Source organism: Nocardioides bruguierae, from assembly GCF_023554635.1.
GTDB lineage: Bacteria > Actinomycetota > Actinomycetes > Propionibacteriales > Nocardioidaceae > Nocardioides > Nocardioides bruguierae.
The window spans coordinates 81325-108295 of the sequence record NZ_JAMJPH010000020.1; the positions used below are offsets into that span (position 1 = coordinate 81325).

At 72.9% G+C, this 26971-nt stretch carries 28 protein-coding genes; 18 read left to right on the forward strand and 10 right to left on the reverse strand.

Annotated features, from left to right (window positions below):
• Positions 1 to 11: 11 nt before the first annotated feature.
• The 3 genes from M8316_RS10840 to M8316_RS10850 all read right to left on the reverse strand — a co-directional run bounded on the left by M8316_RS10840 (position 12) and on the right by M8316_RS10850 (position 3926).
• Positions 12 to 1370 (reverse strand): MFS transporter, encoded by a 1359-nt coding sequence (locus M8316_RS10840; RefSeq protein WP_250054491.1) that lies wholly within the window; start codon positions 1368 to 1370, stop codon positions 12 to 14.
• Positions 1367 to 2293, reverse strand: coding sequence for a glycerophosphodiester phosphodiesterase family protein (locus tag M8316_RS10845; RefSeq protein ID WP_250054492.1), 927 nt, complete (start codon positions 2291 to 2293; stop codon positions 1367 to 1369). Before M8316_RS10845 ends, M8316_RS10840 begins: the two co-directional genes overlap by 4 nt.
• Before the next feature lie 106 nt (positions 2294 to 2399).
• A complete protein-coding gene (locus M8316_RS10850; protein ID WP_250054494.1) occupies positions 2400 to 3926 on the reverse strand; it encodes a helix-turn-helix domain-containing protein in 1527 nt (508 codons plus the stop codon).
• Positions 3927 to 4276: 350 nt separating this feature from the next.
• On the opposite strand from M8316_RS10850, the gene M8316_RS10855 reads away from it, so the two are divergent.
• The 11 genes from M8316_RS10855 to M8316_RS10905 all read left to right on the forward strand — a co-directional run bounded on the left by M8316_RS10855 (position 4277) and on the right by M8316_RS10905 (position 15869).
• Entirely contained in the window at positions 4277 to 5311 is a 1035-nt protein-coding gene (locus tag M8316_RS10855) for a zinc-dependent alcohol dehydrogenase family protein (RefSeq protein WP_250054496.1), read from the forward strand.
• Positions 5312 to 5524: 213 nt separating this feature from the next.
• Positions 5525 to 6742: a substrate-binding domain-containing protein gene (locus M8316_RS10860; RefSeq protein WP_250054497.1), complete on the forward strand. Its 1218-nt coding sequence runs from the start codon at positions 5525 to 5527 to the stop codon at positions 6740 to 6742.
• A 7-nt stretch (positions 6743 to 6749) separates the two neighbouring features.
• A complete protein-coding gene (locus M8316_RS10865; protein WP_250054499.1) occupies positions 6750 to 7556 on the forward strand; it encodes an ABC transporter ATP-binding protein in 807 nt (268 codons plus the stop codon).
• Complete coding sequence (locus M8316_RS10870) at positions 7553 to 8344, forward strand: ABC transporter ATP-binding protein (RefSeq protein WP_250054501.1); 792 nt, start codon at positions 7553 to 7555, stop codon at positions 8342 to 8344. Before M8316_RS10865 ends, M8316_RS10870 begins: the two co-directional genes overlap by 4 nt.
• Positions 8341 to 9216: a branched-chain amino acid ABC transporter permease gene (locus M8316_RS10875; RefSeq protein ID WP_250054502.1), complete on the forward strand. Its 876-nt coding sequence runs from the start codon at positions 8341 to 8343 to the stop codon at positions 9214 to 9216. The genes M8316_RS10870 and M8316_RS10875 overlap by 4 nt, the downstream gene beginning before the upstream one ends.
• A complete protein-coding gene (locus M8316_RS10880) occupies positions 9213 to 10382 on the forward strand; it encodes a branched-chain amino acid ABC transporter permease (protein WP_250054504.1) in 1170 nt (389 codons plus the stop codon). Before M8316_RS10875 ends, M8316_RS10880 begins: the two co-directional genes overlap by 4 nt.
• Positions 10379 to 12007, forward strand: a complete 1629-nt coding sequence (locus M8316_RS10885) for an AMP-binding protein (RefSeq protein WP_250054506.1) — start codon at positions 10379 to 10381, stop codon at positions 12005 to 12007. Before M8316_RS10880 ends, M8316_RS10885 begins: the two co-directional genes overlap by 4 nt.
• The gene (locus M8316_RS10890; protein WP_250054508.1) at positions 12004 to 12798 is read left to right on the forward strand and encodes a TetR/AcrR family transcriptional regulator; all 795 of its coding nucleotides are present in this window, start codon (positions 12004 to 12006) and stop codon (positions 12796 to 12798) included. The genes M8316_RS10885 and M8316_RS10890 overlap by 4 nt, the downstream gene beginning before the upstream one ends.
• Positions 12795 to 13544: a 3-hydroxybutyrate dehydrogenase gene (locus tag M8316_RS10895; RefSeq protein WP_250054509.1), complete on the forward strand. Its 750-nt coding sequence runs from the start codon at positions 12795 to 12797 to the stop codon at positions 13542 to 13544. The genes M8316_RS10890 and M8316_RS10895 overlap by 4 nt, the downstream gene beginning before the upstream one ends.
• Entirely contained in the window at positions 13541 to 14491 is a 951-nt protein-coding gene (locus M8316_RS10900; protein WP_250054510.1) for an alpha/beta fold hydrolase, read from the forward strand. Before M8316_RS10895 ends, M8316_RS10900 begins: the two co-directional genes overlap by 4 nt.
• A gap of 79 nt (positions 14492 to 14570) precedes the next feature.
• Complete coding sequence (locus M8316_RS10905) at positions 14571 to 15869, forward strand: extracellular catalytic domain type 1 short-chain-length polyhydroxyalkanoate depolymerase (protein ID WP_250054511.1); 1299 nt, start codon at positions 14571 to 14573, stop codon at positions 15867 to 15869.
• Between the two features lie 122 nt (positions 15870 to 15991).
• On the opposite strand, the gene M8316_RS10910 is transcribed toward M8316_RS10905, so the two are convergent.
• Positions 15992 to 16222 (reverse strand): hypothetical protein, encoded by a 231-nt coding sequence (locus M8316_RS10910; RefSeq protein WP_250054512.1) that lies wholly within the window; start codon positions 16220 to 16222, stop codon positions 15992 to 15994.
• A gap of 92 nt (positions 16223 to 16314) precedes the next feature.
• Between M8316_RS10910 and M8316_RS10915 the strand changes: the two genes are divergently transcribed.
• A complete protein-coding gene (locus M8316_RS10915; RefSeq protein WP_250054513.1) occupies positions 16315 to 17115 on the forward strand; it encodes an alpha/beta fold hydrolase in 801 nt (266 codons plus the stop codon).
• 28 nt (positions 17116 to 17143) lie between these two features.
• On the opposite strand, the gene M8316_RS10920 is transcribed toward M8316_RS10915, so the two are convergent.
• Positions 17144 to 18457: a condensation domain-containing protein gene (locus M8316_RS10920; protein WP_250054514.1), complete on the reverse strand. Its 1314-nt coding sequence runs from the start codon at positions 18455 to 18457 to the stop codon at positions 17144 to 17146.
• 200 nt (positions 18458 to 18657) lie between these two features.
• Between M8316_RS10920 and M8316_RS10925 the strand changes: the two genes are divergently transcribed.
• From M8316_RS10925 to M8316_RS10945, 5 genes are all read left to right on the forward strand, one after another.
• Complete coding sequence (locus tag M8316_RS10925) at positions 18658 to 19521, forward strand: alpha/beta fold hydrolase (protein WP_250054515.1); 864 nt, start codon at positions 18658 to 18660, stop codon at positions 19519 to 19521.
• Positions 19522 to 20072: 551 nt separating this feature from the next.
• Positions 20073 to 20507 carry a hypothetical protein gene (locus tag M8316_RS10930; RefSeq protein WP_250054517.1) on the forward strand — a complete coding sequence of 145 codons (435 nt, stop codon included), beginning with the start codon at positions 20073 to 20075 and terminating at the stop codon, positions 20505 to 20507.
• Between the two features lie 160 nt (positions 20508 to 20667).
• Entirely contained in the window at positions 20668 to 21228 is a 561-nt protein-coding gene (locus M8316_RS10935) for a GrpB family protein (RefSeq protein ID WP_250054519.1), read from the forward strand.
• Between the two features lie 33 nt (positions 21229 to 21261).
• Positions 21262 to 21999 carry a class I SAM-dependent DNA methyltransferase gene (locus M8316_RS10940; protein ID WP_250054520.1) on the forward strand — a complete coding sequence of 246 codons (738 nt, stop codon included), beginning with the start codon at positions 21262 to 21264 and terminating at the stop codon, positions 21997 to 21999.
• Between the two features lie 69 nt (positions 22000 to 22068).
• The gene (locus tag M8316_RS10945; RefSeq protein WP_250054521.1) at positions 22069 to 22989 is read left to right on the forward strand and encodes a methylenetetrahydrofolate reductase; all 921 of its coding nucleotides are present in this window, start codon (positions 22069 to 22071) and stop codon (positions 22987 to 22989) included.
• 98 nt (positions 22990 to 23087) lie between these two features.
• Here M8316_RS10945 and M8316_RS10950 read toward each other — a convergent pair whose 3' ends face one another.
• The 3 genes from M8316_RS10950 to M8316_RS10960 all read right to left on the reverse strand — a co-directional run bounded on the left by M8316_RS10950 (position 23088) and on the right by M8316_RS10960 (position 25180).
• The gene (locus M8316_RS10950) at positions 23088 to 23450 is read right to left on the reverse strand and encodes a hypothetical protein (RefSeq protein ID WP_250054522.1); all 363 of its coding nucleotides are present in this window, start codon (positions 23448 to 23450) and stop codon (positions 23088 to 23090) included.
• Between the two features lie 93 nt (positions 23451 to 23543).
• Positions 23544 to 24518: a phosphotransferase gene (locus M8316_RS10955; RefSeq protein WP_250054523.1), complete on the reverse strand. Its 975-nt coding sequence runs from the start codon at positions 24516 to 24518 to the stop codon at positions 23544 to 23546.
• A 44-nt stretch (positions 24519 to 24562) separates the two neighbouring features.
• Positions 24563 to 25180 (reverse strand): rhomboid family intramembrane serine protease, encoded by a 618-nt coding sequence (locus M8316_RS10960; RefSeq protein ID WP_250054524.1) that lies wholly within the window; start codon positions 25178 to 25180, stop codon positions 24563 to 24565.
• 132 nt (positions 25181 to 25312) lie between these two features.
• Here M8316_RS10960 and M8316_RS10965 point away from each other — a divergent pair, with 132 nt between their 5' ends.
• Positions 25313 to 25636, forward strand: a complete 324-nt coding sequence (locus tag M8316_RS10965) for a hypothetical protein (RefSeq protein WP_250054525.1) — start codon at positions 25313 to 25315, stop codon at positions 25634 to 25636.
• A 43-nt stretch (positions 25637 to 25679) separates the two neighbouring features.
• On the opposite strand, the gene M8316_RS10970 is transcribed toward M8316_RS10965, so the two are convergent.
• Together M8316_RS10970 and M8316_RS10975 are read right to left on the reverse strand one after the other, a co-directional pair.
• Entirely contained in the window at positions 25680 to 25847 is a 168-nt protein-coding gene (locus M8316_RS10970) for a hypothetical protein (RefSeq protein WP_250054526.1), read from the reverse strand.
• Positions 25848 to 26148: 301 nt separating this feature from the next.
• Complete coding sequence (locus M8316_RS10975) at positions 26149 to 26922, reverse strand: class I SAM-dependent methyltransferase (RefSeq protein WP_250054527.1); 774 nt, start codon at positions 26920 to 26922, stop codon at positions 26149 to 26151.
• Positions 26923 to 26971 lie beyond the last annotated feature (49 nt).

Consider the following 26971-nt stretch of genomic DNA (forward strand, 5'->3'; position numbering starts at 1 on the left):
GGCTTCGCGCCTCAGGCGAGATGGGCCGGCAGGCGGTTGCCGGCGTCGGCGATCCCGCGGCGGGTGTCCACCCGGGTGAGGAGGAACCCACCGACGAGGAAGAACACGACGAGCGCGAACACGGCCGGCCGGTACGAGCCGGTGACCTGGTAGACGAGGCCGAAGACGAGGGTGCCGAACCAGGAGGTGCCACGGTCCATCGCGTGGTAGAGGCTGAAGAACTCCGCCTCCTTGCCGGCCGGGATGAGCAGTGAGAAGTAGGAACGCGCCAATGCCTGCGTGCCGCCGAGCACCACACCGATCGCGACGGCCAGCAGCAGGAACAGCGGGAACTGGCCGGCGGGCAGCACGAGGGCGACGGTGACGATGACCATCCAGATCACCAGGCCGAACAGGATGACCGGCTTGGCGCCGAACCGCACCGCCGCCCGGCCGAAGGCGAGCGCGCCGCCGACGGCGACCAGCTGGACCACCAGGTAGGCGACCAGCACCGTGCCGAGCTCGAAGCCCAGGGTCTCGGTGCCGTAGATGGAGGCCTGGCCGATGACGGTCTGGATGCCGTCGTTGAAGAACAGGTAGGCGGCCAGGAACGTCAGGGCGACCGGGTAGCGCCGCAGCTCCTTGAGCGTCGTCCAGAGCTGGCCGAAGCTGCGCTGCACGACCCCGCCGACGACCGGCTCGACGTCGCGCGGGGGTCGGTTGCGGATGCCGAGCCACGGGATGACGGTGAACGCCGCCCACCAGATCGCCGCCGACAGCAGACTGATCCGGGTCGCGCCTGCCACGTCGGTGCCGATCAGCTCCGGGAACGAGACCAGCACGAAGTTGATCGCCAGCAGCAGGCCGCCGCCGGCGTAGCCGAGCGCCCACCCACGGCTGGAGACGCCGTCGCGCTCGGACTCGGTCGAGATCAGCGGGAGCATCGAGTCGTAGAAGACCGCAGCCGCCGCGAAGCACAGGTTGGCCACCAGGAAGGAGACGACGCCCAGCTGCCAGTTGTCGTCGGTCATGAGGAACAGGCCCGCCGCGGCCGCCGCGCCCACCCACGCGAACCCCGCCATGAGGTCCTTCTTGCGGGCCGTGCGGTCGGCGACCGCGCCCAGCATGGGCAGCAGGACGGCCGAGAGCAGGGTCGAGGCCGTGATGACGAACGCGGGCAGCGCCCCGGGCGCCACAGACACCCCGAGGACCGAGACCCGGTCGTCGACCGCCGCCTGCTCGGCCACCGCGATCAGGTACGGGCCGAACAGCACGCCCGCCACCGTGGTGGAGAAGGCGGAGTTGGCGAAGTCGTAGAAGTACCAGGAGCGCTGCTCCCGGCGACGCTCGGCGGGGCTCAGCACGGGCTGGTCGGACGAGGCGGTGCTCATGAGTCGCTCCGGTGCTGGGTCTCGGGCTGGGTCTCGGGCTGGGTCTGGGGGACAGGCTGGGTCTCGGGCCGGCTGTCCGCGCCGAGCCAGGCCCCGCGCTCGGTGAGGGTGTCACGCAGCACGTCGGTGCGGTCGGTGATCAGCCCGTCGACCCCGAGGCCGAGCAGCCACGCCATCTCGGCCGGCTCGTCGACGGTCCACACGTGCACGTGCACGCCGACCTCGTGGGCCCGGTGCACCAGCCGCTCGGTCACCACCGGCAGGTGCTCCGTGCGGCCCGGCACCGGCAGCCGCTGGGCGACGGGCACCTGGAGGGCGGCGACGTCGCGGGCCACCCGACGGCGCAGGGCCCGGGGGCTGGTGGGGGAGACGAAGGCCGCCACCTCGGCGGGGGCGGCCGAGGTGGGCACGCGGCCCTGGGCCAGCGCTCGGAAGCGGCGCAGCCGGCCGAGGCCGAAGGAGCCGACCAGCACCCGGTCCCACGCGCGGTGGGCGGCGATCGTCTCCACGAGCGGCTGCACCGCCGCGTCCGCCTTGATGTCGATGTTGAAGGCGACGCCGGGGAAGGACTCGAGGAGCTCGTCGAGGGTCGGCACGGGCTCGCGGCCGGCGACGCGCGCGACCCGCACGGCCGAGGCGGGCAGGTCGGCGACGAGGCCGGTGCTGTCGGTGACCCGGTCCAGGCGGTCGTCGTGGAACGCCAGCAGCACCCCGTCCCGCGTGGCGTGCACGTCGGTCTCCAGGTAGGAGTAGCCGAGGTCGACGGCGTGCGCGAACGCGGTGCGGGTGTTCTCCAGGCCGGCGAGGTCGGGGTGCCGGGCACCGCCGCGGTGCGCCATGGCCAGCACCGAGCCCGGCAGGTCGTGGACCCGGTCGAGGTAGGCGTGACCGGTGACCGGTGAGGCGCTGCTGCTGGTGCTCACCGGCGCAGTATGGCCGTTCGCGGCCCGGGATGGGGTGGACCCCCGCCGTCCGTCCGGTGAAGGAGGGTCGACGGGGGTCCGGGTCGTGCTCGCCGGGGGTGCCGGCTCAGATGTCGCGGAAGGACTCGATGCTCGCGCCCAGCTCGTTGAGACGCTCGGCGAGGTCCTCGTAGCCGCGGGCGATGACGTAGGTCGAGCGCAGCACCGACGTCCCCTTGGCCGCGAGCATCGCCAGCAGCAGGACGACGGAGGGGCGCAGTGCCGGCGGGCACACGATCTCGGTGCCGCTGAAGTGCGTCGGGCCCTCGATCATCACGCGGTGCGGGTCGAGCAGCTTGACGTTGCCGCCGAGCTTGGAGAGCTCGGTCAGGTAGATCGCCCGGTTCTCGTAGACCCAGTCGTGCAGCAGCGTCTGGCCGGTGGCCACGGCGGCGATCACCGCGAAGAACGGCAGGTTGTCGATGTTCAGGCCCGGGAACGGCAGCGGGTGGATCTTGTCCCGCGGGGCCGTGAGCTCGCTCGGGTACGTGGTGAGGTCGACCAAGCGGGTGTGACCGTTGCGGGCCGCGTACTCCTCGCTGCGCTCGTACTCGAAGCCCATCGTCTCCAGGGTGGCCAGCTCGATCTCGAGGAACTCGATCGGCACCCGCTTGATGGTGATCTCGGACTTGGTGACGATCGCCGCGGCAAGGAGGCTCATCGCCTCGATCGGGTCCTCGGAGGGGGCGTAGTCGACGTCGACGTCGATGTTCTCCACGCCCGTCACGGTCAGCGTCGTGGTGCCGATGCCCTCCACCTCGACACCCAGCTTCTGCAGGTAGAAGCACAGGTCCTGGACCATGTAGTTGGACGAGGCGTTGCGGATGATCGTCGTGCCCGGGTGGAGCGCGGCGGCCATCAGCGCGTTCTCGGTGACGGTGTCGCCGCGCTCGCTGAGCACGATCGGGCGGTCCGGGACGACGCTCGCGTCGACCTTGGCGTGGTACTGGCGCTCGGTGGCGACCACGTCCAGGCCGAAGGGACGCAGCGCGGCCATGTGCGGCTCGACAGTGCGCGTGCCGAGGTTGCACCCGCCCGCGTAGGGCAGGGCGAACGAGTCGGCGCGGTGCAGCAGCGGCCCGAGGAACATGATCACCGAGCGGGTGCGGCGGGCCGCCTCCTCGTCGATGTCGTCCAGCTTGAGCTGCTTGGGCGGGATGATCTCGAGGTCGTTCTCGTCGTTGAGCCAACGGGTCTGCACGCCGAGGCTGCCGAGCACCTCCAGGAGGCGGTTGACCTCCTCGATCCGCGCCACGCGGCGCAGGACCGTGCGGCCCTTGTTCAGCAGGGAGCCGCACAGCAGCGCGACACCGGCGTTCTTGGAGGTCTTGACCTCGATCTCGCCCGACAGCGTGGTCGGGCCGGTGATCCGCAGGTGCACCGGGCCGGCGCCCAGCGCGACGATCTCGGAGTCCAGCGCGGTGCCGATCCGGGCGATCATCTCCAGGCTCAGGTTCTGCTGGCCCCGCTCGATGCGGTTCACCGCGCTCTGGCTCGTGCCCAGGCGCTCGGCGAGCTGCTGCTGGGTCAGGCCGCGGTGCTTGCGGGCGTCCCGGATCAGGAGACCGATCCGGTCCTTGTAGCCCTCGCTCATCGCTTCCCCTTCTCTCGTCCTCCGGCCGGCGCGGGTGGGTCACCCGCCCTCGGCCGACGTCGTCGACGACGGTAACTCACATGTGAGATAAGACTGCAAACCCACCGGGGTGGTGCGTGTCGGCGCCGGTGGCACGTGTGGTCCCCAACCGCATCCTGCACCGACTCTGACACCGGGTTGGTGACCGAACGTGGTCACGCAGTGGCCCGCACCGAACCGGACCGACGCCATCCCCACCCGGGCCGTGACGTCGCGTCCGTCACGTCCGACAGCGTCCCACCGGGGAAGATGCCAGGGGCAACCACCCGTGCGAGTGCGCGGAGCACCGGGCGGCTGCCATGCTCGGGCTCATGCGCGCCACCATGATCCACGCTCCCCGCGACATCCGCTTCGAGACCGACGTCCCCGACCCGGTCGTCTCCCGCCCCACCGACGCGATCGTCCGCGTCACCACCGCCTGCGTCTGCGGCTCCGACCTCTGGCCCTACCGCGGCGAGAACCCGACCACCGAGCCGCACACCATCGGCCACGAGTGCATCGGCGTCGTCGAGGCCGTCGGGTCCGAGGTCAGCACCGTGAAGCCGGGCGACTTCGTCATCGTCCCGTTCGACCACTGCGACAACACCTGCGCCCACTGCCGCGCCGGCATGCAGTCGGCCTGCGTGAACGTGGGCATGACGGTCTCCGGCCAGGGCGAGCTGGCCAAGGTCAACCAGGCCGACGGCTCCCTGGTGAAGGTCCCGGGCGTCGGCGCCGCGGGCCCCGACGCCGCCCTGGTGCCCAGCCTGATGGCCCTCTCCGACGTGATGCCGACCGGCTGGCACGCCGCGGTCGCCGCCGGCGTCCGCGAGGGCGGCACCGCCGTCGTGGTCGGCGACGGCGCCGTGGGCCTGTGCGGCGTCATCGCCGCCAGCCAGATGGGCGCCGAGAAGGTCGTCCTGATGTCGCGCCACGAGTCGCGCCAGAAGCTGGGCACCGCCTTCGGCGCCACCCACCTGGTCGCCGCGCGCGGTGAGGAGGGCGAGGCCGCCGTCATGGAGATCACCGGCGGCGTCGGCGCCGACGCCGTCCTCGAGTGCGTCGGCACCGGCCAGGCCATGACCACCGCGTTCAACGTCGCCCGCCCCGGCTCCCGCGTCGGCTTCGTCGGCGTGCCCCACGGCGCCGAGCCCCCGATGCGCACCATGTTCAGCAAGAACGTCGGCCTCGCCGGCGGCATGGCCCCGGTCCGCGAGTACCTCCCGCACCTGCTCGACCTGGTGCTCGCCGGCACCATCGACCCCGGTCAGGTCTTCGACCTGCGGCTCCCGGTGGACCAGGTCGCCGAGGCGTACGCGGCCATGGACGAGCGTCGTGCGATCAAGGCACTGCTCGACGTCTCCTGACCTGCGAGGACGCGGCGCGGCGCCGCGTCCTGCCCGCCACGGGCCCCGCTCCCGGTCCGTCCGGGGGCGGGGCCCTGCTGCGTTCGGGAGGCACCTGCCGCGACACGCCGCGGGCGCGGTGCGCGGTTGACGCTCGATGTGACGCCGGTTACGTTCCGTTCTGAGACCTGACTCACCTGTCATGTTTGCCAACGGACGAGAGGGACCACGTCGATGAGGACGATCCTGCAGAAGGTGGCGGCGCCGACGCGCCGGGCCACCGCCCTGGCCGCCGCGGCCACGCTGGGCCTGGCGCTGAGCGCCTGCGCCCCCTCCAGCGACGGTGACGACTCGGCCGAGGGCTCCTCCGCCGTCGACGTCGCGGTCATCTACTCCGAGACCGGCCCGCTGGCCGCCTACGGCGCCGCCTACCGCGCGGGGCTCGAGGCCGGCCTCGACTACGCCACCGACGGCACCGGTGAGGTCGACGGCCAGGCCATCGAGCTCAGCTTCTCCGACGACGCCGGCGACTCCGCCAAGGCCGTCAGCCTGGCCAAGGACGCGATCGGCTCCGGCACCCAGATCATCGTGGGCACCGTCTCCTCCGGCGTCGCGCTGCCCCTCGCCGAGCAGGCCGAGCAGAACAAGGTCCTCTACATCTCGGGCCCGGCGGCCGCCGACGCGATCACCGGCATCAACGACTACACCTTCCGCTCCGGCCGCCAGACCTACCAGGACGTGGCCACGGCCGGCGCCCTGCTCGGGGACCCGAGCGGACAGAAGGTCGTCGTGTTCGGCCAGGACAACGCCTTCGGCCAGGGCAACGCCGCCGCGGTCGACGCGGTGCTCGGCGCCGCCGGTGCCGACGTGCAGAGCGTGCTCGTGCCCGAGGACGCCACCGAGTTCACCCCGTTCGCCCGCCGCATCCTCGACGCGAAGCCCGACCTGGTCTTCGTGGCCTGGGCCGGCGACACCACCGCCGCCATGTGGCAGAGCCTCTCCCAGCAGCAGGTCTTCGACGCCGCCCCGGTGACCACGGGCCTCGCCGACGTCGCCAGCTACAACGCCTACGGCGCGGCCAGCGACCAGATCACCTTCCTCAGCCACTACTTCGCCGAGGGCCCCGACAACGAGGTCAACGACGCGATGGTCGCGAGCCTCGAGGAGGCCGGGGAGACCCCGGACCTGTTCTCGCCGGACGGCTTCGTGGCCGGCCAGATGATCGCCCACGCGGTCGCCGAGGGCGGGGGCGACGTGGACGCCATGGTCGCCGCGCTCGAGGGCTGGACCTTCGACGGGCCCAAGGGCGAGACCACGGTCCGCGCCGAGGACCACGCGCTGATCCAGCCGATGTACGCCGCCTCGCTCGTCGCCGACGGCGACGGCTGGACGCCCGAGCTGGTCGAGGAGATCGACGCCGACACCGTCGCCCCTCCGGTCGCGGGGGAGTGACGCAGGAGTGAGCACGACCGAGCCCGGCGCGACGCACGCGCACGCCCGGCCCGCCGGCGGGGAGGACGTGGTCCTCTCCGCCACCGGCCTGGGCCTGCGCATCGGCGGCGCCACCATCATCGACGACGTCTCGCTGGCCGTGCCGCGCGGGGAGCTGCTGGGGGTGATCGGCCCCAACGGCGCCGGCAAGACCACCCTGTTCAACCTGCTCTCCGGCGTGGCCCGACCGACGGCCGGCCGGGTCCACCTGGCCGGACGCGACGTGACCTCGTCCTCGGTGGACGCCCGCGCCCGCGCCGGGCTCGGTCGCACCTTCCAGACCTCCAACCTCTTCGTGGGCCTCACGGTCCGCGAGAACGTCCGGCTGGCGTCCCAGGCCGCCCGGGGTGGAGCCGTCTCGCTGCTCCGCTTCCCCCGGCGCCAGGACGCGGCCACGGTCGACGCCCTCGCCCGGCTCGAGCAGGTGGGGCTGGCCCACCACGCCGAGACGCTCGCCGGGGGCCTGAGCCACGGCGACAAGCGCAAGCTGGAGATCGCCATGCTGCTGGCCGCCGGCCCGGAGGTCATCCTCCTGGACGAGCCGATGGCCGGTGTCGGGTCCGCCGACGTGCCCGGGCTCGTCGAGGTCATCCGCAGCCTGCAGCGCGAGCACGGCGCCACCGTCCTGCTCGTCGAGCACCACATGGACGTCGTGCTCGACCTCTCGAACCGGCTCGCCGTCATGCACCACGGCAGCCTGCTGGCCTGCGCGGACCCGGAGACCGTCATGGCCGACCCGACCGTCCAGAGCGCCTACCTGGGGGAGAGCGCATGAGCACCCGTCCCGTCCTCGTCGTCCGCGGCCTCACCGCGCGGATCGCCGGTCAGCAGGTGCTGGAGGACGTCTCGCTGGAGGTGCCCGCCCGCGGCGTCACCGCGCTGCTCGGGCGCAACGGCGTGGGCAAGACCTCCACCCTCAAGGCCCTCATGGGGCTGATCGAGCGCAGCGGCACCATCGAGCTCGACGGCGAGCCCGTCGACCGCCTGGCCACCCACAAGGTCGTCCAGCGCGGCGTCGGCTACGTCCCCGAGGACCGCGAGGTCTTCGGGTCCCTGACCGTGGCGGAGAACCTCCGGCTCGCGGAGCGCTCCGGCGGCCGCGGCGGACGGCACGGGGTGAGCCCCGAGCGGCGTGAGCTCGTGGGGGATCTGTTCCCCGACATCATCGACCGCTCCTCCCAGCGCGCCGGCACCCTCTCGGGCGGCCAGCAGCAGATGGTCGCCCTCGCCCGTGCGCTGCTGAACGAGAACCGTCTCCTGCTCGTCGACGAGCCGACCAAGGGGCTCTCGCCGCGCCTGGTCGGCGAGGTCACCGACGCGCTGGAGAAGGCCGCCCAGGTCGTCCCCGTGCTCCTGGTCGAGCAGAACCTCACCGTCGCCCGGCGCCTGGCCGGCGACGCCGTCGTCCTGGACGGCGGCAGGGTGGTGCACGCCGGCCCCGCCGCCGACCTGCTCGACGACGAGTCGCGCGTGGTCGCCCTCCTGGGCGTGGGCGGGGAGCCGGGCCAGAGCCAGTCCCAGCACCAGTCCCAGCAGCACGACACCGCGGAGGCCACCTCGTGAGCACCCTCGTCCTGCTCCTCGTCACCGGTGTCGGTCTCGGGGCGCTCTACTTCCTCGTCGCCTCCGGGCTCTCCCTCATCTACGGCCTCATGGGCGTGCTCAACTTCGCCCACGGCTCGTTCCTGACCCTCGGCGCGTACGCCGGGTGGGAGGTCTCGCGCCGGATGTCGGACGGCTCCTGGCTCTCGCTGGTGCTGTCGCTGGTCGTCGGCGCCGCGGTCGGCGCCCTGGTGGCGATCGCCACCGAGCTGCTGCTGATCCGCCGCCTCTACGAGCGGCACGTCGAGCAGGTGCTCGTGACGGTCGGCCTCGCGCTGGCCACCGTGGCCCTATTCGACGGGATCTGGGGCACCGACGCGGTCTACGTCTCCGGGCCCGCCTGGCTCGACGAGACCTCCGGCGTCCTGGGGGCGCAGATCCCGCACGACCGCTTCCTGCTCATCGGCGTCGCGGTCGCCGTGCTCCTCGGCATCGTCGCCTTCCTCCGGTTCACCCGCTTCGGCCTGGTGATCCGCGCCGGCGTGGAGAACCGCTCCATGGTGACCGCGCTGGGCATCGACGTCCGCATGGCCTTCACGGTGGTCTTCGCCATCGGCGGCGCGGCCGCCGGCATCGGGGGAGTGCTCGCCTCGCAGTACTTCGGCTACGTCTCGCCACAGCTGGGCGCGTCGCTGCTGATCTTCGCCTTCATCGTCACCGTCATCGGCGGCCTCGGCTCGCTGCTCGGTGCCGCGATCGCGTCGCTGGCCGTCGCGGTCCTCCAGCAGCTGGCCAACTTCTACGCCTCGGGCACTGGCGACCTCGTCGTCGTCCTGCTGCTCGCCGCCGTCCTGCTGGTCCGTCCCTCCGGCCTGATGGGAGCCCGCGCATGAGCACCAGCACCACTCCTCCCACGTCCCGCGAGGACGACCGCCCCGCGACCACCCGCGGGCAGCACGGCGACTCCCACCGCGCCGCCACCCCCGGCGGCGCCACGCGCACCCGTCGACGCCTCGTCGAGCCGGTCGCGGGCCTCGTCCTGCTCGTGGTGCTGGCGGTGCTGCCGCTGCTGAACCTCAGCATCCCGGGCGTGCTGCCGGGCGCGACCTACACGCCCGGCACCCTCCAGCTGCTGGCGCTGTGCCTGCTGTTCGCCTCGCTCGCGCTGACCTACCACGTGCTGTTCGGCATCACCGGCCTGCTCTCGTTCGGCCACGCCCTCTACCTCGCGGTGGGCGCCTACGGCCTGGGCATCGTGCTCGAGCGCACCGGGCTGGGCCTCCTGCCGGCCATGGTCGTGACCCTCGTGCTCGGCATCGCCGTGGCGACGCTCCTGGGCGCGGTCAGCCTGCGCGTCTCCGGCATCTCCTTCGCGATGGTCACCCTGGCCTTCGCCCAGGCCGGCTCGGTGCTGATCCGCCGCAACCCGTCGATCACCGGCGGCGAGGAGAGCCTCCCGCTCACCACCGACCACGTGCCGGCCGCCCTGGTCGGCGTGATCCACACGCGCAACCTGTACTGGGTCGCCCTGGCCCTGCTGGTGCTGGTGCTCGTGCTGGTCACCTGGTTCGAGCGCAGCCGCGCGGGCCACGTGGCGGCCGCCACCCGCGAGAACGAGCTGCGGGTCCGGGTGCTCGGGATGCGCCCGTACCCGGTGCAGCTGCTGGCCTTCGTCGTCGGCGCCGGCCTGGCCGTCGTGGTCGGGATGGTCTACCTGCTGCTCAACAGCGGCGTCACCCCGCGCGTGGCGTCGGCGGACTTCACCCTCACCATCCTGGTGGTCGTCGTGCTCGGCGGCCTGGGCTCGCGCTGGGGCGCGGTGGTGGGCGGCATCGTCTACACCCTGCTCGACCAGCGACTGACCGCCCTGGCCTCCTCCGACACCGTCGAGCAGCTGCCCGCGCTGCTGCGGGTGCCGCTCTCGGAGCCGCTGTTCCTGCTCGGCACGCTGTTCGTCCTGGTCGTCCTCTTCGTCCCCGGCGGCCTCGTCGGCCTCGGCACCCGCCTCGCCGACGGCGTGCGCGGACGACTGGGCAGCACCGCGGACGGGGCGGCGTGATCACCCCCGTGCGCGACCGGGACGGTCTGCACACCCTCGGCCGGTGGACCACCGACCGGGCCAAGGCGACCCCGGCCCGGCCCGCGATCGACGACCGGGGCGTGGTGCTGACCTACGCCGAGCTGGACGCGCGCGCCGGCCACCTCGCGGACGCCCTGGTCGCCGCCGGGTACGCACCCGGTCAGCGGATCGCCACGCTCAGCGGCAACTCCGCCGACCAGGTGGTGCTCTTCTTCGCCTGCGCCAAGGCCGGGCTGGTGCTCGTGCCGCTGTCGTGGCGCCTGGCCCCGCCGGAGATCGCCGCGCAGGTCGCCGACTGCGATCCGGCGGTGCTGGTGGTCGAGGACGAGTTCTCCTCGCTGGCTGCCGCCGCGCTCGAGGACCCGGCGGTGGCGGGCGCGATCGGCCTCGAGCCGACCGGGCTGCCCGTGGTGCGCTTCGGGCGGCAGGGGATCGAGCACGGGGTGCCCGCCCCGCGTCCCACGCTGGACGCACCGGACCCGGGCTCGCCCACCGCCGGCGGGCCGGGTGGCGCGCCGCGTCCGCCCGTGGCCGACGACGACCCGCTGCTGATCATCTTCACCAGCGGCACGCAGAGCCGCGCCCGCGGCGCCGTGCTCACCCACGCCAACTGCTTCTGGACCAACCTCTCCCTCTCCCGCACCGCCGAGGTCACCAGCCGCGACGTGGTGCTGGCCGTGATGCCGCAGTTCCACGTGGGCGGCTGGAACATCCAGCCGCTGCTGGCCTGGTGGATGGGCGCGACGGTGGTGCTCGAGCGCACCTTCGACGCCGGCCGGGTGCTGCACCTGATCGAGGAGCGGCGGATCACCACCACGATGGGTGTGCCCGCCACCTACCTGATGCTCTCCCAGCACCCCGGCTTCGAGGCCGCGGACCTCTCCAGCCTGCGGCACGCGATCGTCGGGGGCGCCCCGATGCCGGAGCCGCTGCTGCGCACCTGGCACCGCCGCGGGGTGGCCCTGACCCAGGGCTACGGGCTCACCGAGGCGGCACCCAACGTGCTGTGCCTGCCTCCCGAGGAGGCCACCGCGCGGGTCGGCATGGCCGGCACGCCCTACCCCCACGTCGAGGTCGACCTGGTCGACCCGGTCACCGACGAGGTGCTCGTGGGGCCGGGGCGTGGCGAGCTGGTGGTGCGCGGCCCCAACGTGTTCGCCGGCTACTTCCGCCAGCCCGCGACCCGACCCGGCTGCCGGCACGGACTGCACACCGGCGACCTGGCCGAGCGGGACGTCGACGGCTACTACCGGATCGTCGACCGTCTCACCGACCTGTTCATCTCCGGTGGCGAGCAGGTCTCGCCCGCCGAGGTCGAGGCCGTGCTCCTGGCTCATGCCGGCGTCGCCGACGCCGCCGTCATCGGTGTCCCGTCGGCGCGGTGGGGCGAGGTCGGCGTGGCCTTCGTGGTGCTGCGCGACGGCGTGCCCACCGACGCCGAGGACCTCCTCGAGCACTGCCGCGGCCGGCTGGCCCGGTTCAAGGTGCCGTCCCAGGTGGAGGTCGTCACCCAGGTGCCGCGGACCTCCAGTGACAAGATCCTGCGGCGCGCGCTCGCCCAGGAGTGGCGGGAGCGGACCCCGACGCAGGAAGGCCCCCGATGAGCACGTCCTCCACCGGCAGCACCACCGGCGCCCCCACCGGGCGGCCCGCCACCACCCGCCGGGCGCCGAGCACCGAGCGCGGCACCGCGAAGCGCAAGGCGATCATCGACGCGGCCGAGCAGGTCTTCGCCGAGCTCGGCTACACCGACGCCTCGGTCTCCCGGATCACCGACCGCGCGGGCTGCGCCCAGGGCACCTTCTACCTCTACTTCGACTCCAAGCTCGCCGTCTTCGAGGAGCTCGTCGAGGACCTCAACCGCCGGGTGCGCCACGCCATGACCGAGGCGGCCGCCGGTGCCACGACGCGGATGGAGGGGGAGCGGGCCGGCTTCCGGGCGTTCTTCGCCTTCACCGCCGAGCACCCCGCCCTCTACCGGGTGGTGCGCGAGGCCGAGTTCGTCTCCCCGCGCGCCCTGCGCCAGCACTACACCCGCATCGTCGAGGGCTACGTCGCCAACCTGACGAAGGCACGCGCCGACGGGGACGTCGGGGACATCGACCCGACCGTCGCCGCGTGGTGCCTCATGGGCATCGGCGAGATGATCGGGATGCGCTGGGTCCTCTGGGGCTCCGACGAGCCCGACCCCGACCTGCCCGACCAGCCCGTCACGCCCGCCGCCGTCCCGGACCACGTCCTCGACGAGGTGATGGCCCTCGTGGAGCGCGCCCTCGACGCGCGCCCCCGCCCCACGGACGCGGCACCCACCGACCACGCCTCCATCCACCAGGCCCCCACCGACCAGGCACCCACCGACCAGGCACCCACCCCAGAGAAGGAGCCACCAGCATGAGCACCGACCTGACCGGCCGTACCGCGGTCGTCACCGGAGCGGCCTCCGGCATCGGCCGCGCCGTCGCCGAGACGTTCGCCCGGGCCGGCGCGGACGTGATCTGTGCCGACGTCGACGGCGACCGGGCGCAGGCCGTCGCCGAGGACGTCGGCGGCAAGGCCTGGACCGTCGACCTCTCCGACCTCGACGCCCTGGCCGAGCTCAGCCTCGACGCCGACGTGCTGGTCAACAACGCCGGCATCCAGACCGTGGCCCCGATCCACGAGTTCGACCCGGCCCGGTTCCGGCTCATCGTCGACCTCATGCTCAACGCGCCGTTCCTGCTGACCCGCGCGGTGCTGCCCGGCATGTACGAGCGTGGCTTCGGCCGGATCGTGAACATCTCCAGCGTGCACGGCCTGCGCGCCTCGGCCTACAAGTCCGCCTACGTCTCGGCCAAGCACGGCCTCGAGGGCCTGAGCAAGGTCACCGCCCTCGAGGGCGGCCCGCACGGCGTCACCAGCAACTGCCTCAACCCCGCCTACGTGCGCACGCCGCTGGTGGAGAAGCAGATCGCCGACCAGGCGCGTCAGCACGGGATCGAGGAGTCCGAGGTGGTCGAGAAGATCATGCTCACCGAGTCGGCCGTGAAGCGACTGATCGAGCCGAGCGAGGTCGCCGACCTCGCCCTGTGGCTCTGCTCGCCCGCGGCCGCGATGGTCACCGGCGCCTCGTACACGATGGACGGCGGGTGGACCGCGTCATGAGCCAGCTGCTCGACGGCCAGGCCGACAGCGGCCTCGCCGCCCCCCGTCCGTTCCGCGTCCCGGTCGCCGGCGGCGAGCTCGCCGGCGGCGAGTGGGGTCCCAGCGCGCAGGAGGCGCCGGAGGCGCCCGTGGTGCTCGCCGTCCACGGCATCACCGCCAGCCACCGCTGCTGGCCGCTGCTGCCGCCGCTGCTGCCGGGCGTCCGCGTCATCGCCCCCGACCTGCGGGGGCGTGGGCGCTCCGGCGGCCTGCCCGGCCCCTACGGCCTCGCCTCGCACGCCGCCGACATGGTCGCGCTGCTGGACGCCCTGGGCGTGGCGCAGGCGCACGTCGTGGGGCACTCCATGGGCGGGTTCGTCTCCGTCGCGCTCGCCGGCACCGCCGCGTCCCGTGTCTCCTCGCTGACGCTGGTGGACGGCGGCCTGCCGCTCGCCCTGCCCGACGGCGTCGCCGCCCCCGGTGCCGACGCGACGCCGGAGGACGTGCTCGGCCCCGCCGCGGCACGCCTCTCGATGACGTTCCCCGACCGCGAGGCCTACCGCGACTTCTGGCGCGCGCACCCGGCGTTCGGCGACTGGACCCCGGTGGTCGAGGGCTACGTGGACTACGACCTGGAGGGCACCGAGCCGCACCTGCGCACCTCCACCAACGGCACCGCCGTCGCCACCGACGGCGCCCAGCTGTTCGGCGGGGACGCCTACGACGCCTGGCTGGCGTCGATCGCGGTGCCCACCACCTTCCTGCGCGCCCCGCGCGGGCTGCTCGACGAGCCCCGGGCCCTCTACGCCCCCGGCTACGCCGAGACGTTCTCCGACCGCGTCGCCGCCGCACACGGCGGCCTGCGCGTGGTCGAGGTCGAGGACGTCAACCACTACACGATCGTGATGGCCGAGGACGGCGCCCGCCGCGTCGCGGAGGAGGTGCTCCCGGCCGTCCGGTCGCGCTGAGACACAGCGCGACCACCTTGGAGGAACCATGCACATCTCGGGACAGTCATCTCCACCACGCACCACCGGGCCCACCACCGTGCCCACCCGCAGCCGGGCACGCCGGACCCTCGTGCCCGCCGGGCTCCTGGCCGCGGTCCTCACCGCCGTCCTGGCCGCGACGCTGGCCGCCGGCGTCGTCGGGCTCGTCGGCCCCGCCCGGCAGCCCGCCGCGGCCGCGGGCAGCTGGACGCAGGAGACCGTCGCCGGCCTCGGCGTCCGGCTCTACACCCCCACCACGGCGCCGGCCCTCGACGGGCGCCGCGCACTGATGGTCACCCTGCACGGCTGCGTGCAGACCAACGCCGACCTCGCCACGGGCGGCAACTGGCAGGCCACGGCCGACGCCTACGGGATGGTCGTGGCCGCCCCGGCCGCGCCGGACGGCGGCGTGCTCCTCGGCTGCTGGGACTACTACGACACCCAGCACTCGCGCAGCGCGCCGGCCCGCCACGACGACGACCTCCTCGCGCTGGTCGACGCCCTGCTGGCACGGCCCGACCTCGACATCGACCCCGACCAGGTCTACCTCTCCGGGCTCTCCTCCGGGGGCGGGGAGACGATGGTGATGGGCTGCCTCGCCCCCGACGTCTTCGCCGGCATCGGCATCGACGCCGGCCCCACGGTCGGCACCACCTCGGGCCAGATCTCCTACGTCGCGACCACGCAGGCCCAGGCCACCTCGACCTGCACCGGGTTCGCCGGCAGCCACACCGACGCGTTCGACACCCAGCTCACCTCGGTCGTGCACGGCTCGGACGACACCACCGTCGCGCCCGGCTACAACCGGCTCAACGCCGAGGTGATGGCCGGCATCTACGGCGCCACCGACGCGAGCGCGCTCGACACCTCGACGCTGACCGGCGCCAACCCGGCCGGCAGCGGCACCGTCTGGTCGGACGAGGCGGGCCCCCGCGTCTCGCTGTTCACCAACACCGGGGTCGCTCACGCGTGGCCCGCCGGCGCCGGCCCGGGCGCGAGCTACGTCGACCCCGACAGCGTCGACTACCCGGCGTACGTGACCGGGTTCTTCTTCGGCAACAACCGGCGCACGGACGCCACGTTGGGTCAGACGCCGGACCCGACGCCGACGACCTCGCCGACGCCGACCACCGAGCCGACCAGCACGCCGACCAGCACGCCGACCACGCCGGCGTCCTGCTGGACGACGACGAACGCCGAGCACGAGGCGGCGGGCCGCGCGGTCTCCTACGGCAACGACCCCTACAACCCGTTCTACGCGCTCGGGTCGCAGGACTACCTGGGGCAGGGCGACGCGACGGTCACGTCGCTGGAGCTGACCTCGGCCGGCCGGTACGACCTCGTGACCGCCTGCTGAGCACGGCGGCGCCGGCCCGACTCAGGGGGAGGGTGCCGGCGCCGCCGGGGGGCAGGGGCCTGGTGACCCCGGTGGCGACTCCAGGAGGGTGGTCGTCGCCGGGGCGGATCGGGGGAGCGGCCTCAGGCCGCGCGCGCCGGGACGAGGACGGCCGGGCAGCCGCACGCGTCGTCGCACGGCAGGTAGACGTGCATCTCGTGCCCGCACTTGGTGCAGGGGCGGTCGTGCGACAGGTGCTGCTCGTTGGTCTGAACGGTGTCCCACATGACGGTGTCCTCGGTGGCGCTGGTGGCGGTGCGTCGGGTCTGGCGCTTGAGGAGCCGATCGGTCCCGGGTCCGAGCGGTGAAGCCATTCGGCCGACCTTGACCGAGAGTTGTCCGGACTGCAGCGGTCCCCTGGCGACCGCTGCCGCTCGGCTCGACCCGGCCACCTAGGCTGACGTCCGTGTCCGCCGAGCAGCCCGCCCTGAACGTCCTCCGCGTCGGCGAGACCGGCGAGGACGTCGTCCTCCTGCACGGCCTCTTCGGGCAGGGCCGCAACTTCACCCAGGTCGCCAAGGCGCTGGCCCCCGAGCTGCGCTCGACGATGGTGGACCTGCCCAACCACGGCCGCTCGCCCTGGACGCAGACCCTCGACTACGTCGACCTGGCCGACACGGTGGCCTCCTGGCTGCGCGCCGACCTCGCCGAGCGCGGCGTCACGCGCACCCACCTCGTCGGGCACTCCATGGGCGGCAAGGTGGCCATGGTGCTCGCGACGAGGCACCCCGACCTGGTGGACCGTCTCGTGGTCGTCGACATCTCACCGGCCGACTCCGACGGCAGCTCCGAGTTCGCCCACCTGCTCGACAGCCTCTCCGGTCTCGACCTGGACGCCCTCGGGAGCCGGGGCGAGGCGGACGAGGCTCTGAGCGGCCAGATCCGCGACCCGCGGGTGCGCGGCTTCCTGCTGCAGAACCTGCGCAGCCGCGACGGCGCGTTCGTCTGGCAGGCCAACCTGCGGCTGCTGCGCGACAACCTGGACGTCATCGGCGGCTTCCCCGACCTCGAGCCCGCGTTCGAGGGGCCGGTGCTGTGGATGGCCGGCGAGCACTCGGACTACGTGCGCCCCGAGCACGCCGAGGAGATGCGGCGGCTGTTCCCGCGCACCACCACCGTGACGGTCAAGGGCGCCGGCCACTGGGTGCACTCGGAGCAGCCGGAGACCTTCGTGTCGATCCTGCGGCACTTCCTGCTGACCGACTGAGGCCACCGGCCCCGCCGGGCGACCGGGCTCAGGCGGCCTCGGCGTCCGCGTAGACCTGGAGCCGGTGGATGACCGCGTCGATCCACGCGCCGACGTTGCGGCGCGCCTCGGGGGTGTCGGGGTAGCGCACCCGCAGGTGCACGCCGCCGTCCTCGACGATGAACCACAGCATGACGCCGTCGGTGCGGATGGCGGCGGAGACGTACTGCCCCTCCGGGCCCGGGTCGACGCCGACGGGCAGCCGGCGCAGGTCCAGCCAGGACAGCGCGAACATGCCGGGGGTGTTGGGCATGCCGCCCCAGGGGGAGAGCACGTCGGCCAGCGCCACGGAGCCCAGGTTCACGGTCTCGCGGACGGCGGCGGCCGCGGTGTCCAGGTCGGGCGAGGGGCAGTCGAGGACCGCGTTGGTGATGAACCAGCCGACGCTGGAGTGCCAGCGGTCGTCGTAGCGGCTGTGGACGGGGAAGACGGCCCGCAGCGGCTGCCCGGCCAGTTCCTGGGTGACCACGGCCATCTCGGAGACGACCAGCGGCAGCATCCGGGTGCCCCGGTCGGCGGCGCGCTGGGTCAGGCGGGTCAGCTGGGCGGCGTCGAGCACGTCCCAGACCTCGACCCGCTCCGACGGAACGGGCTGCAGCGGGCCCAGCGGCAGCGGGAAGACGGGCATCTCGCCGCCCCCGGCCTCCATGATCTCGTGCCACCGGGCCCGGACCTCGTCCGGCGCTGGGCCGCGCTCGGCCAGCTCTGTGGTGTGCTCGGCGAAGTCCTGCGGCTTGGGCAGGCCGGCGCCGGGGGAGCCCACGCCGGCGCGCAGGTCGTCGAGGCAGGCGAGCAGGTCGCGGACGAGCACCAGCAGCGACCACATGTCCAGGTGGCTGTGGTCGGCGGCGATGACGACCGCGGGCTCGCTGCCGTCGTCCGGCTCGACGTGGACGAGGCGGTAGGAGGGCCGGTTGAAGGGGCGGCACTCGGAGTCGAGGACGCCGCGGAGCACGTCGCGCAGCTGGAGGCCGGCCGGGACCTCGTGGTCGGTCCAGGTGCCGGCGGAGACCGGGACGCGGTGCAGCGACAGGCCGCCCGCCTCGTCCGCGGTGAAGACGGTGCGCAGGGTGCCGTGCCGCTCCACGACGTGGAGCCAGGCGGCCGCGAGGGCCTCCCGGGTCTCGTGGCGCGGCAGGCGGAAGGAGATGCCCATCCACGACCCCGGCCGGTCGCCGGCACCCACGTGCCGACCCTGGTCGAAGGAGATGGGGAGCGAGGAGGCAGGGGGGCCTGCGAGGACGCCGTAGCTGCTCAGTCGCCCGTCGGGGAGGAGCATCTGGGCGACATTGGTCAGCCGCATGGACGTACTCTAGGGGTCACACGTGAACAACCCCGGTCAGGAGGCTCCACCCCGTGCCGTCGCTCCCCGTTCCAGGCGCAGTGATCGACTACGACGTGTCGGTGGTCACGCCCGAGGGAGGCGCCCCGGGGTCCTCGTCGGCCCCGGAGCCGGTCGGGGAGTCACATGCTGGACGTGATGCTGACCACGTCCGACCCGTCGTGCAGCTGCACGGGCTGACCTCGAGCCGGGCCCGCGACGTCGTCCTCGGGATGAACGTCTCGCGGGGCCTCACCGCCCGGCCGGACGGGGCGGCCACCCGCGTCCTGCGCTACGACGCCCGGGCCCACGGACGGTCCACCGGCGGGCACGACCTGACCCGCTACCGGTGGTCGAGCCTCGCCGACGACCTGCTGAACCTGCTCGACCACGTCTACCCGGGCTGGCAGGTGCACGGCGTCGGCCCGTCGATGGGCACCGGGACGCTGCTGCACGCCGCCTCGCGACTGCCCGACCGGTTCGGCACGCTGACGCTGATGGTGCCGCCCACGGCCTGGGAGACCCGTCGCGCCAAGGCCGAGGCCTACGAGAAGCAGGCCCGGATCGTGGAGGAGCGGGGCATCGAGGGTCTCGTGGAAGCCGGACGCGTCGCGCCGGTGCCCCCCGCCGCGGCCCACCACCCCGACACGCTGCCGGACGTCTCCGTCGAGCTGCTGCCGACGCTGCTGCGCGGCGCCGCCCGCGCGGACTTCCCCTCGCCCGAGCAGGTCGCCTCCATCCAGCACCCGACGCTGATCCTCGCCTGGACCGGGGACCCCACGCACCCGCTCTCGACCGCGGAGAAGCTGCACGACCTCATCCCGGACTCGCGGCTCGTGGTCGCCGAGACTCCCGAGGACATCGAGCAGTGGCCGGCGCTGTTCGCCGAGCACGTCGCCGCTCACCCCATCCCGGACGCCTGGCGCGCCCCCGGCACCGGCGCCCACATGCTCGCCGGCGCCCAGCCCGGGCCCCTCGCGGACCGGGGTGCCCCTGCGGCGCCTGCCGGTGGTCCGTCGGCCGACGCCGCCGACCTGGCCGGCTGAGGTTCCCCCCTCGCTCCGTCACTTCACGTTCGGTCACCAACCCGGTGCTCCGAGGCCGTGAGGACGGCGTTGGTGACCGAACGAGAAGCGCCCCGGACGACGTGAGTCGTGCGGGGCGCTGGTGCGTGCGTGCCGGGGTCAGCGACCGGGGCGCGTCCAGGTGTCGACGTGCCACGGCACGAAGTTGGCGAGGAAGCGGTCGATCTGCCGGGCGGTGCCGATGAAGTGAAGCATGAGGGGTCCTCCTGGTGACGTCGTTGTCATTGGCTAACAACTCAATGGTGCATGACCCGACCGGGCGCACCCAACTCCTCGTGGACGTGAGGTCACGCACATCCTGACGATGCCGTTTCGCCTGGTGAGGCAGGCATTCGTGGGGTGTCCCGCGCCACCCCTGTGCCGCGCAGCAGGGCGGGCTCGCGACGCCGGGGGAGACGACCTGGGGACCCCGGCGCCCGAGGACTGGTCCGCGCCTCGCGCGGCCTACCGCATCGAGGGGAAATGGCCGGGCGTGGCACCACCGGCCCGCGGCCTCTCGCCACGATCGCGTCATGTCGATCTTCACCGCCGTGGTCATCGCCGCGCCGGCCGTCAGCCCGGTCTCGGGGCTGCTCGCCGCCGTCGCGACGACGCCGGCGCGCCTGGTCGACCCGGCCGGCGACGGGACCGGCTGGGGGAGGGGCGCCGGGGCGGTCGCCGCCGTCCTCGGCCTGGCGCTCCTGGCCTACTGCGTGCTGGCGTGCCGGTCCCGGGTGGTGCGCACCGAGGCGTTGCGCGCCGGGCTGCACCACGACGAGGCGCAGGCGCTCGCGGCCATGACGCTGACAGGGATGGCGTCCGTCGAGGTCGCCGGAGCGCTGCACGAGCAGGTCCGCAGCACCCAGGCACGGCGACGGGCTCGGCTGGACGCCCTGCGCACCCGCGGCCGCATCACCACCGACCACCGCAGCGCCTGCTCGGACCTGCTCGCCGCCGTCCCTGCCTGAGCCCGAGCGCGGCCCGAGGGGCTCGGGTTTGGTCACCAACCCGAGGTCCAGGGCCGCCGGAGACCGGGTTGGTGACCAAACGTGAGCAGGCAGGAGCCCTCACGCTGACACCGCACACCGCCCTGCGGAGGTCTGCAGACTCCTCATCTAGCCTGCGGACGTGGACGAGCAGCGCAGCCGCAGACGGCCGGACGTGACCGAGGTCGAGCGGGTCGGGGGCACCGAGCAGCGTGAGCTGTTCCTGGTCGAGCACGACCCGGCCTGGGCCGGGGAGTTCGCCCGGCACCACGCCCGCATCGCCGCGGCGCTGGGGCAGACGGCGGTGCGCATCGAGCACATCGGCTCCACCTCGGTGCCGGGGCTGGCAGCGAAGCCGATCATCGACGTCCTCGTGACGGTCCACGACATCACGGCCGAGGAGGACTACCTCCAGCCCCTCGTGGACGCCGGCTACCCGCTGCGCATCCGCGAGCCCGGCCACCGGCTGGTGCGCACCCCGGAGCGCGACGTCCACGTCCACGTCTACGAGGACGACGCCCAGGCCTGCGTCGACTACCTGCTGCTGCGCGACCGCCTGCGCACCGATCGCGCCGACCGGGAGCTGTACGAGACCACCAAGCGCGGCCTCGTCACCCGCACCTGGTCGAGCATGGACGCCTACGCGGACGCCAAGACCGAGGTCATCGAGGCGATCAAGGCCCGCGCGCGGGAAACTCGCTAGCCCTCCGCCCACCGCGCTGGCACCGTGCCGTGCGTGAGCAGCAGCGAGGTGTGGGACGAGGCGACGGCCGCCCGTTACGACGGGGACGCCGCGGAGATGTTCGCGCCCCACGTGCTCGGCCCGACGCTGGACCGGCTGGAGGAGCTGGCCGACGGCGGCCCCGTGCTCGAGCTGGCCATCGGCACGGGGCGGATCGGTCTCGCCCTGGCCCAGCGCGGGCTCGAGGTGGCAGGCATCGAGCTGTCCGAGCCCATGGTGGCGCGACTGCGCGCCAAGCCCGGCGGTGCCGCGCTGCCGGTGACGGTCGGTGACATGGCGAGCACGCGGGTCGCGGGCGAGTTCTCCCTCGTCGTCCTGGTGTGGAACACCCTCTCGAACCTGCGGACGCAGGAGGAGCAGGTGGCCTGCTTCGCCAACGCCGCCCGGCACCTGCGGCCGGGAGGTCGGTTCGTGGTCGAGCAGTGGGTGCCGCCGATCCAGCGCCTGCTGCCGGGGGAGCGGGTCGTGCCGATGAGCCTGGACGAGAGCCACCTCGTCTTCGACGCCTACGACGTCGTCTCCCAGCAGTGCACGTCCCACCACTACCACCACGACACCGACGGCACCGTGCGGCACGCCACCGGGACCTTCCGCTACGCGTGGCCCAGCGAGTGCGACCTCATGGCCCGGCTCGCCGGGCTGTCGCTGGAGCACCGCTGGGCCGACTGGTCCCGCACGCCGTTCACCGCGGAGAGCACCGACCACGTCTCCGTGTGGCGCACCGCGCTCTGATTCCCGCCCTGGCTCTCACCCTGCGATCGCCGCCGGAGGCGGGGGTGTCCCGCCGACTAGCGTTGCTGCGTGGACCTGGCACGACGCATCGCAGACCGGGGGAGCGAGCTGCTCCTCTTCGCCCTCACCCCACCCCGGACCACGACGAGCACGGAGCGGGCGCAGGAGATCGCGGACGTCACCCGCGAGCGGTTGGGCCCGCTCGGCCTGGACGGTCTCGTGCTCTACGACATCGACGACGAGAGCGACCGGAACCCGCAGGAGCGGCCGTTCCCGTTCCTGCCGACCATGGACCCGGGCAGCTTCCGCAGCGAGCACCTCGATGCGTGGGACCTGCCGGTGGTCGTCTACCGCGCGGTCGGCAAGTACGAGCGCGACGAGCTGCGGTCCTGGCTGGAGACGCAGGACGCGGCCGGCGTCCTCACCGTGTTCGTGGGTGCGTCCTCACGCGAGAAGCAGACCCCCGTCTCGCTGCCGGAGGCGCAGGCGCTGCGGGCGGAGGTCCGGCCGGACCTCGGGCTCGGCGGGGTGGCGATCCCGGAGCGTCACACGCGTCGCGGGGACGAGCACGACCGGCTGATCGCCAAGCAGCGGGCCGGGTGCTCGTTCTTCGTCAGCCAGGTGGTCTACGACGTCAACGCCGCGAAGAACCTGGTCTCGGACTACCACTACGCGTGTGCGGAGCAGGGCCTGGAGCCGGTGCCGATCATCTTCACCTTCTCGGTCTGCGGGTCGCTCAAGACGCTGGAGTTCCTCGGCTGGCTCGGGGTCGACGTGCCGCGCTGGATGCAGAACGACCTGCGCAACGCCCTGGACACCCTCGAGGCCTCCTACCAGCACGCCCTCGGCGCCGCCCGCGAGCTCATCGGCTTCTGCCGTCACCTGGGCATGCCGTTCGGGGTCAACGTGGAGAGCGTGTCGATCCGCAAGGCCGAGATCGAGGCGTCCGTCGAGCTGGCCCGGGAGATCGCCGGCGAGCTGCGTCGCTGACGCTCAGGCGCCGGTGAGGGCTCTGGCGGCCGACTCCCACGACGGCGCGGCGCCGGACCCGACGACCCGCAGCGGCTCCGTGGGCGTCGCCCCCGCGATCACGTTCCCCGAGACGACCTGACCCGGCCGATGGCGACCGCCAGAAGTGCGGTGAGCGCCAGCAGGACCACGAAGAGCAGTGCCACGTCCGCGAGGAAGTATCCGACCGAGGCGCTTGTCGGGTTCTCCCATGGCGACACCATCCCGCGGCTGCTGAGAACACTGGGGTCGTAGCCGGTCTGATCCTGGTGAAGCCAGGGCATCGGCAGGCCGAGGTCGATGCTGGCCATGTCGGACTCGCGGACGACGTCGTCGTCGTCGAGGAGCGGGCTCGTCAGCGTGAGGAGCACCGCTGCGCCGACCACCAGCAGCACCAGGCGGATCCACCGGGTGCCTGTCGAGCGGGCGTCGGGCTTCGTCACGGGCGGCATCGTGCCAGCCGCGGCACGAGAGGCAGCGCTCCGGGGTCGCCGGTCGCCGGGTCCTCACACATCCGTCACGCCTCACTGCCGAGCTCAGGCGCCGGTGAGGGCTCTGGCGGCCGACTCCCACGACGGCGCGGCGCCGGGGCGCACCATCGCCCACGTCGTCCAGGGCACGAGGACGTCCCACCAGGCCGCCTCGAGGTCCGAGAGCGGCCGCACCTGCTCGTAGCCGGCGCGGAAGGTCGCCTGGACGCCGGGGGAGACCGGTGCCCAGTCGCGGTACCGGGTGCCCAGCAGCACCGCAGCGCGCGCCAGCTCGGCCACCGGCTGGTCGAGCCGGGTCTCCTCCAGGTCCAGGAACGCCGCCACCTCACCGTCGCGCACCAGCACGTTGGCAGCCCGGACGTCGCCGTGCACCTGCTGCGCGGCGAGCCCACCCGCGGGCAACCGGTCGAGCCGCGTCGTCAGGTGATCCGCCGCCGCTGCGGGCAGCCAGGCCCGGGCCGGCTCGAGCCAGCCGCGGACCCGGTCGTGCAGCGGCGTGGGCGCCTCGTCGGCGGGAGTGCGGAGGTCGGCGGGGGAGTCGGCCAGCGCGAGGTGCAGTCGCGCGAGCGCAGCACCAACAGCAGTGACCTGGGTCGGGTCGTCGACGTCGAGGAGGTCGCCGGCGACGACCCTCTGGAGCCCGACCGAGCAGGGTCGGCCATCAGGCAGGTGGGACTCGACCTGACGGTCGCCGCTGTCGGTGGACCGTGCCGGCGAGACCGGGACGCCGCGCTCCGCGAGCCACGCGGTGACTCGGGACGCGCGCTGCAGCCGAGCGAACAGCGCAGGGTCGACGGACCACTTGAGCAGGCGCTGCCCCTGAGCGGTCCCGAGCCAGGCCAGGCCGTTGGACCAGCTGAGCACCAGCCTCTCGCACCGCACGTCCTCCAGCGGCCAGCGAGCTGCGGCCGTGCGCGCAGCCCAGTCGGCTGCCTCGTCCGCGCCGTCGAGGCCGTGGCGCTCGCGCAGCACGGCCTGCGGGTCGGCGTCCTCCCAGAGCATCTCCAGCGTCGGCGTCACGGGACCGAACCCTGCCAGGGACTCGTGCGGCGCCAGTACGAGCCTCAGTACGAGTAGTCGGCGGCCGGGAGCGCGCGGGGACGGCCGCGCAGCGCACTGGCGGCGATCACGCCGCCGATCGCCCCGAACAGGTGGCCCTGCCAGGAGATCCCGGGCTGGCCGGGCAGGACGCCGAGCAGCGTGCCGCCGAGGAGGACCGCCAGCACGACGCCGAGCACCACCTGCGCGATGCTGCGGGCGTAGAACCCTCGGATGATCAGGTACGTCAGCCAGCCGAAGACCAGCGAGGAGGCGCCGAGATGGACGGAGCCCGGTGCGGCGATCAGCCACGTGCCGACGCCGGCGACGACCCAGATGATCCCGGTCGCGGCGAGTCCTCGGGCGACGCCACCGACGAGGGTCAGCAGCATGAGGGGGACCAGCAGCATCGTGTTGCCGATGAGGTGGGGGAACCCGGCGTGCAGCATCGGCGCCCACAGGATGCCGTCGAGGCCACTGACGGTGCGGGGGACGACGCCGTCGTCGTCGAGGTAGAGCGGGGTGGCCTGGTCGATGATCTCGAGCACCCACAGCAGCGCGGTGAACCCCAGCGTGAGCACACCCGCGGTGCGCCACTGCGGCCCCCACGTGCTCCGACCGTCCCAGCACCAGCCGTTGCTCATCGAGGCGTCTCCTCCCGGTGGACCGCTGCCGCGCGGTGGCTGGGCTCCCATGCTGCCCGGCCGTGCCGACGCTCACAAACACAGTCGTGGCGTTGCGAGGACGCCGGGTCGGTAGCCGTCTAGCCTGCGCACGTGGATTCGGACCTGATGTTCTCGGTGTCGTGGGACGTGCTCGCCTTCGGTGCGCTCGAGGACGTGGTGGCCTTGCTGGTGACCGTGGGATCAGCCCTGCTGCTGCGAGGTAGCCGGGTGGCGATCGTCGCGGTCCTGGGCGGAGTCGTGTGGACGTTGTCGGCGTCCGCGCTGACGCTGTTCTGGGTCGTCGGCACCGGGAGCGAACGACTCACGACGCTGTTCTGGGACCACGGGTACCAGCTCGACCGCGTCCGCCTGGTCGCTCTGCTCGTGACGGTCGTGAGCCTGCTGGCGATCGCCCTGAGGTCGCCGCGCCGCTGAGCGGGCCGGCCAGGGTCAGACGGTTCGGGTCAGACGGTTCGGGTCAGACGGTTCGGGTCCGCCTGAGGGCGTCGAGCACCATCCAGGCCACGCCCAGCGCGACCAGCGCCAGGCCCAGCATCTGCACTCCGAGCTCGGGCCCCGAGACCAGGAGGACGGCGCCGACTCCTGTGTAGCTCCAGACGAGCAGCAGTCCGAGAAGTCGTAGCACCCGCTATGTATAGCGGGCGGCACGGTGCTGCGGGGCCGGACGCCTGGACTCACCGTGCGTGATGCCGACGACAGCCTGGGTCAGATCGGTCCGACCGCTTCTCAATGTGCCGATAAGTGACATTATGTCAGTTACCGCTGGCGTGCGACCGCTCAGCGGCGCGTCGTCATCCGCGCGTGCACCAGGTTCAGGTTCACGAACCCCTGCCCCACGACGGCGACCGCGAGCGCGCCAAGGGCGCCCTCGACAACTACGTCCACGTCAGCGGCAACGCCGGCTGACGGAAGCGCCTCAACGCAGACTATCGAGCTGGGATCGGTCGCAGCTTGAACATCAAGATGCCGAGGTACTTGTTCATCACCGCCTGCTTGTGCGGGTAGCGCCCAGCGGCTTCGTCAGGCATCTGCGGCTCGACTGCGATCTCGATCCACAGCCCGGCCGCGCTGAAGGTGTTCAACAGGTCAGACATCGTGTACGGCCGCTTGGTCAGGGTTACCTGATCGTCCCAGTTGCGGTGCCGGTAAGCGAACGACTCGGTGGCGAAGTACTCCTCCCCCAGCGACGTCCCGTTCTGCTCCGATCGCTCGATCGCGTACCGGATCGGCTGGGTCCTGGTGAGCAAGATGAAACCGTCCTCGGTCAACATCTCGCGCGCGGTCTGTAGTGCCTTGACCCCATCCGCGGCATAGCCGAAGGACTGAAGGAACAGAATCCGGTCGAACCGACGACCGTTGAGCCCGGGCACCGCCCCAAGATCCGACAGGTCTCCCTCGATGAGCTCGACGCCTGGAGGAGCCTCGATGAAGTTCCCGCTGATGTCGACGCCGACGGAAGGGCCGGCACCTTCGACGGCCAGTTGCGCAATCTTCGTTCCATTGCCACAGCCGGCGTCCAAGACGGCGAGTCCGGCGACGTCGCCGAGAAGGGTGCGCTGCGCCGGCCACTCGACGAGACCATCGAGCGAATCCTCGCGGGCGCGGGCCTGCTCGAAGCCGGAGGACAGCGTCTGCCATGGACGGCTCGCGTTGCCGCCGGCCGGGTCAGCAGGGTGAGTTCCCGAGCGTTCCTCAGCCATGAGCGAATGATGCCGGAAGAGCAAACCGGGCGCAGACACTGCTCCGCCT

What these genes read in the sequence shown, in the direction of transcription:
- M8316_RS10840 (WP_250054491.1), bottom strand. Translation starts at nt 1,370, where the DNA reads ATGAGCACCGCCTCGTCCGACCAGCCCGTGCTGAGCCCCGCCGAGCGT.
- M8316_RS10850 (WP_250054494.1), bottom strand. Translation starts at nt 3,926, where the DNA reads ATGAGCGAGGGCTACAAGGACCGGATCGGTCTCCTGATCCGGGACGCC.
- M8316_RS10855 (WP_250054496.1), top strand. Translation starts at nt 4,277, where the DNA reads ATGCGCGCCACCATGATCCACGCTCCCCGCGACATCCGCTTCGAGACC.
- M8316_RS10860 (WP_250054497.1), top strand. Translation starts at nt 5,525, where the DNA reads ATGAGGACGATCCTGCAGAAGGTGGCGGCGCCGACGCGCCGGGCCACC.
- M8316_RS10870 (WP_250054501.1), top strand. Translation starts at nt 7,553, where the DNA reads ATGAGCACCCGTCCCGTCCTCGTCGTCCGCGGCCTCACCGCGCGGATC.
- M8316_RS10880 (WP_250054504.1), top strand. Translation starts at nt 9,213, where the DNA reads ATGAGCACCAGCACCACTCCTCCCACGTCCCGCGAGGACGACCGCCCC.
- M8316_RS10890 (WP_250054508.1), top strand. Translation starts at nt 12,004, where the DNA reads ATGAGCACGTCCTCCACCGGCAGCACCACCGGCGCCCCCACCGGGCGG.
- M8316_RS10895 (WP_250054509.1), top strand. Translation starts at nt 12,795, where the DNA reads ATGAGCACCGACCTGACCGGCCGTACCGCGGTCGTCACCGGAGCGGCC.
- M8316_RS10900 (WP_250054510.1), top strand. Translation starts at nt 13,541, where the DNA reads ATGAGCCAGCTGCTCGACGGCCAGGCCGACAGCGGCCTCGCCGCCCCC.
- M8316_RS10910 (WP_250054512.1), bottom strand. Translation starts at nt 16,222, where the DNA reads ATGGCTTCACCGCTCGGACCCGGGACCGATCGGCTCCTCAAGCGCCAG.
- M8316_RS10920 (WP_250054514.1), bottom strand. Translation starts at nt 18,457, where the DNA reads ATGCGGCTGACCAATGTCGCCCAGATGCTCCTCCCCGACGGGCGACTG.
- M8316_RS10930 (WP_250054517.1), top strand. Translation starts at nt 20,073, where the DNA reads ATGTCGATCTTCACCGCCGTGGTCATCGCCGCGCCGGCCGTCAGCCCG.
- M8316_RS10960 (WP_250054524.1), bottom strand. Translation starts at nt 25,180, where the DNA reads ATGAGCAACGGCTGGTGCTGGGACGGTCGGAGCACGTGGGGGCCGCAG.
- M8316_RS10975 (WP_250054527.1), bottom strand. Translation starts at nt 26,922, where the DNA reads ATGGCTGAGGAACGCTCGGGAACTCACCCTGCTGACCCGGCCGGCGGC.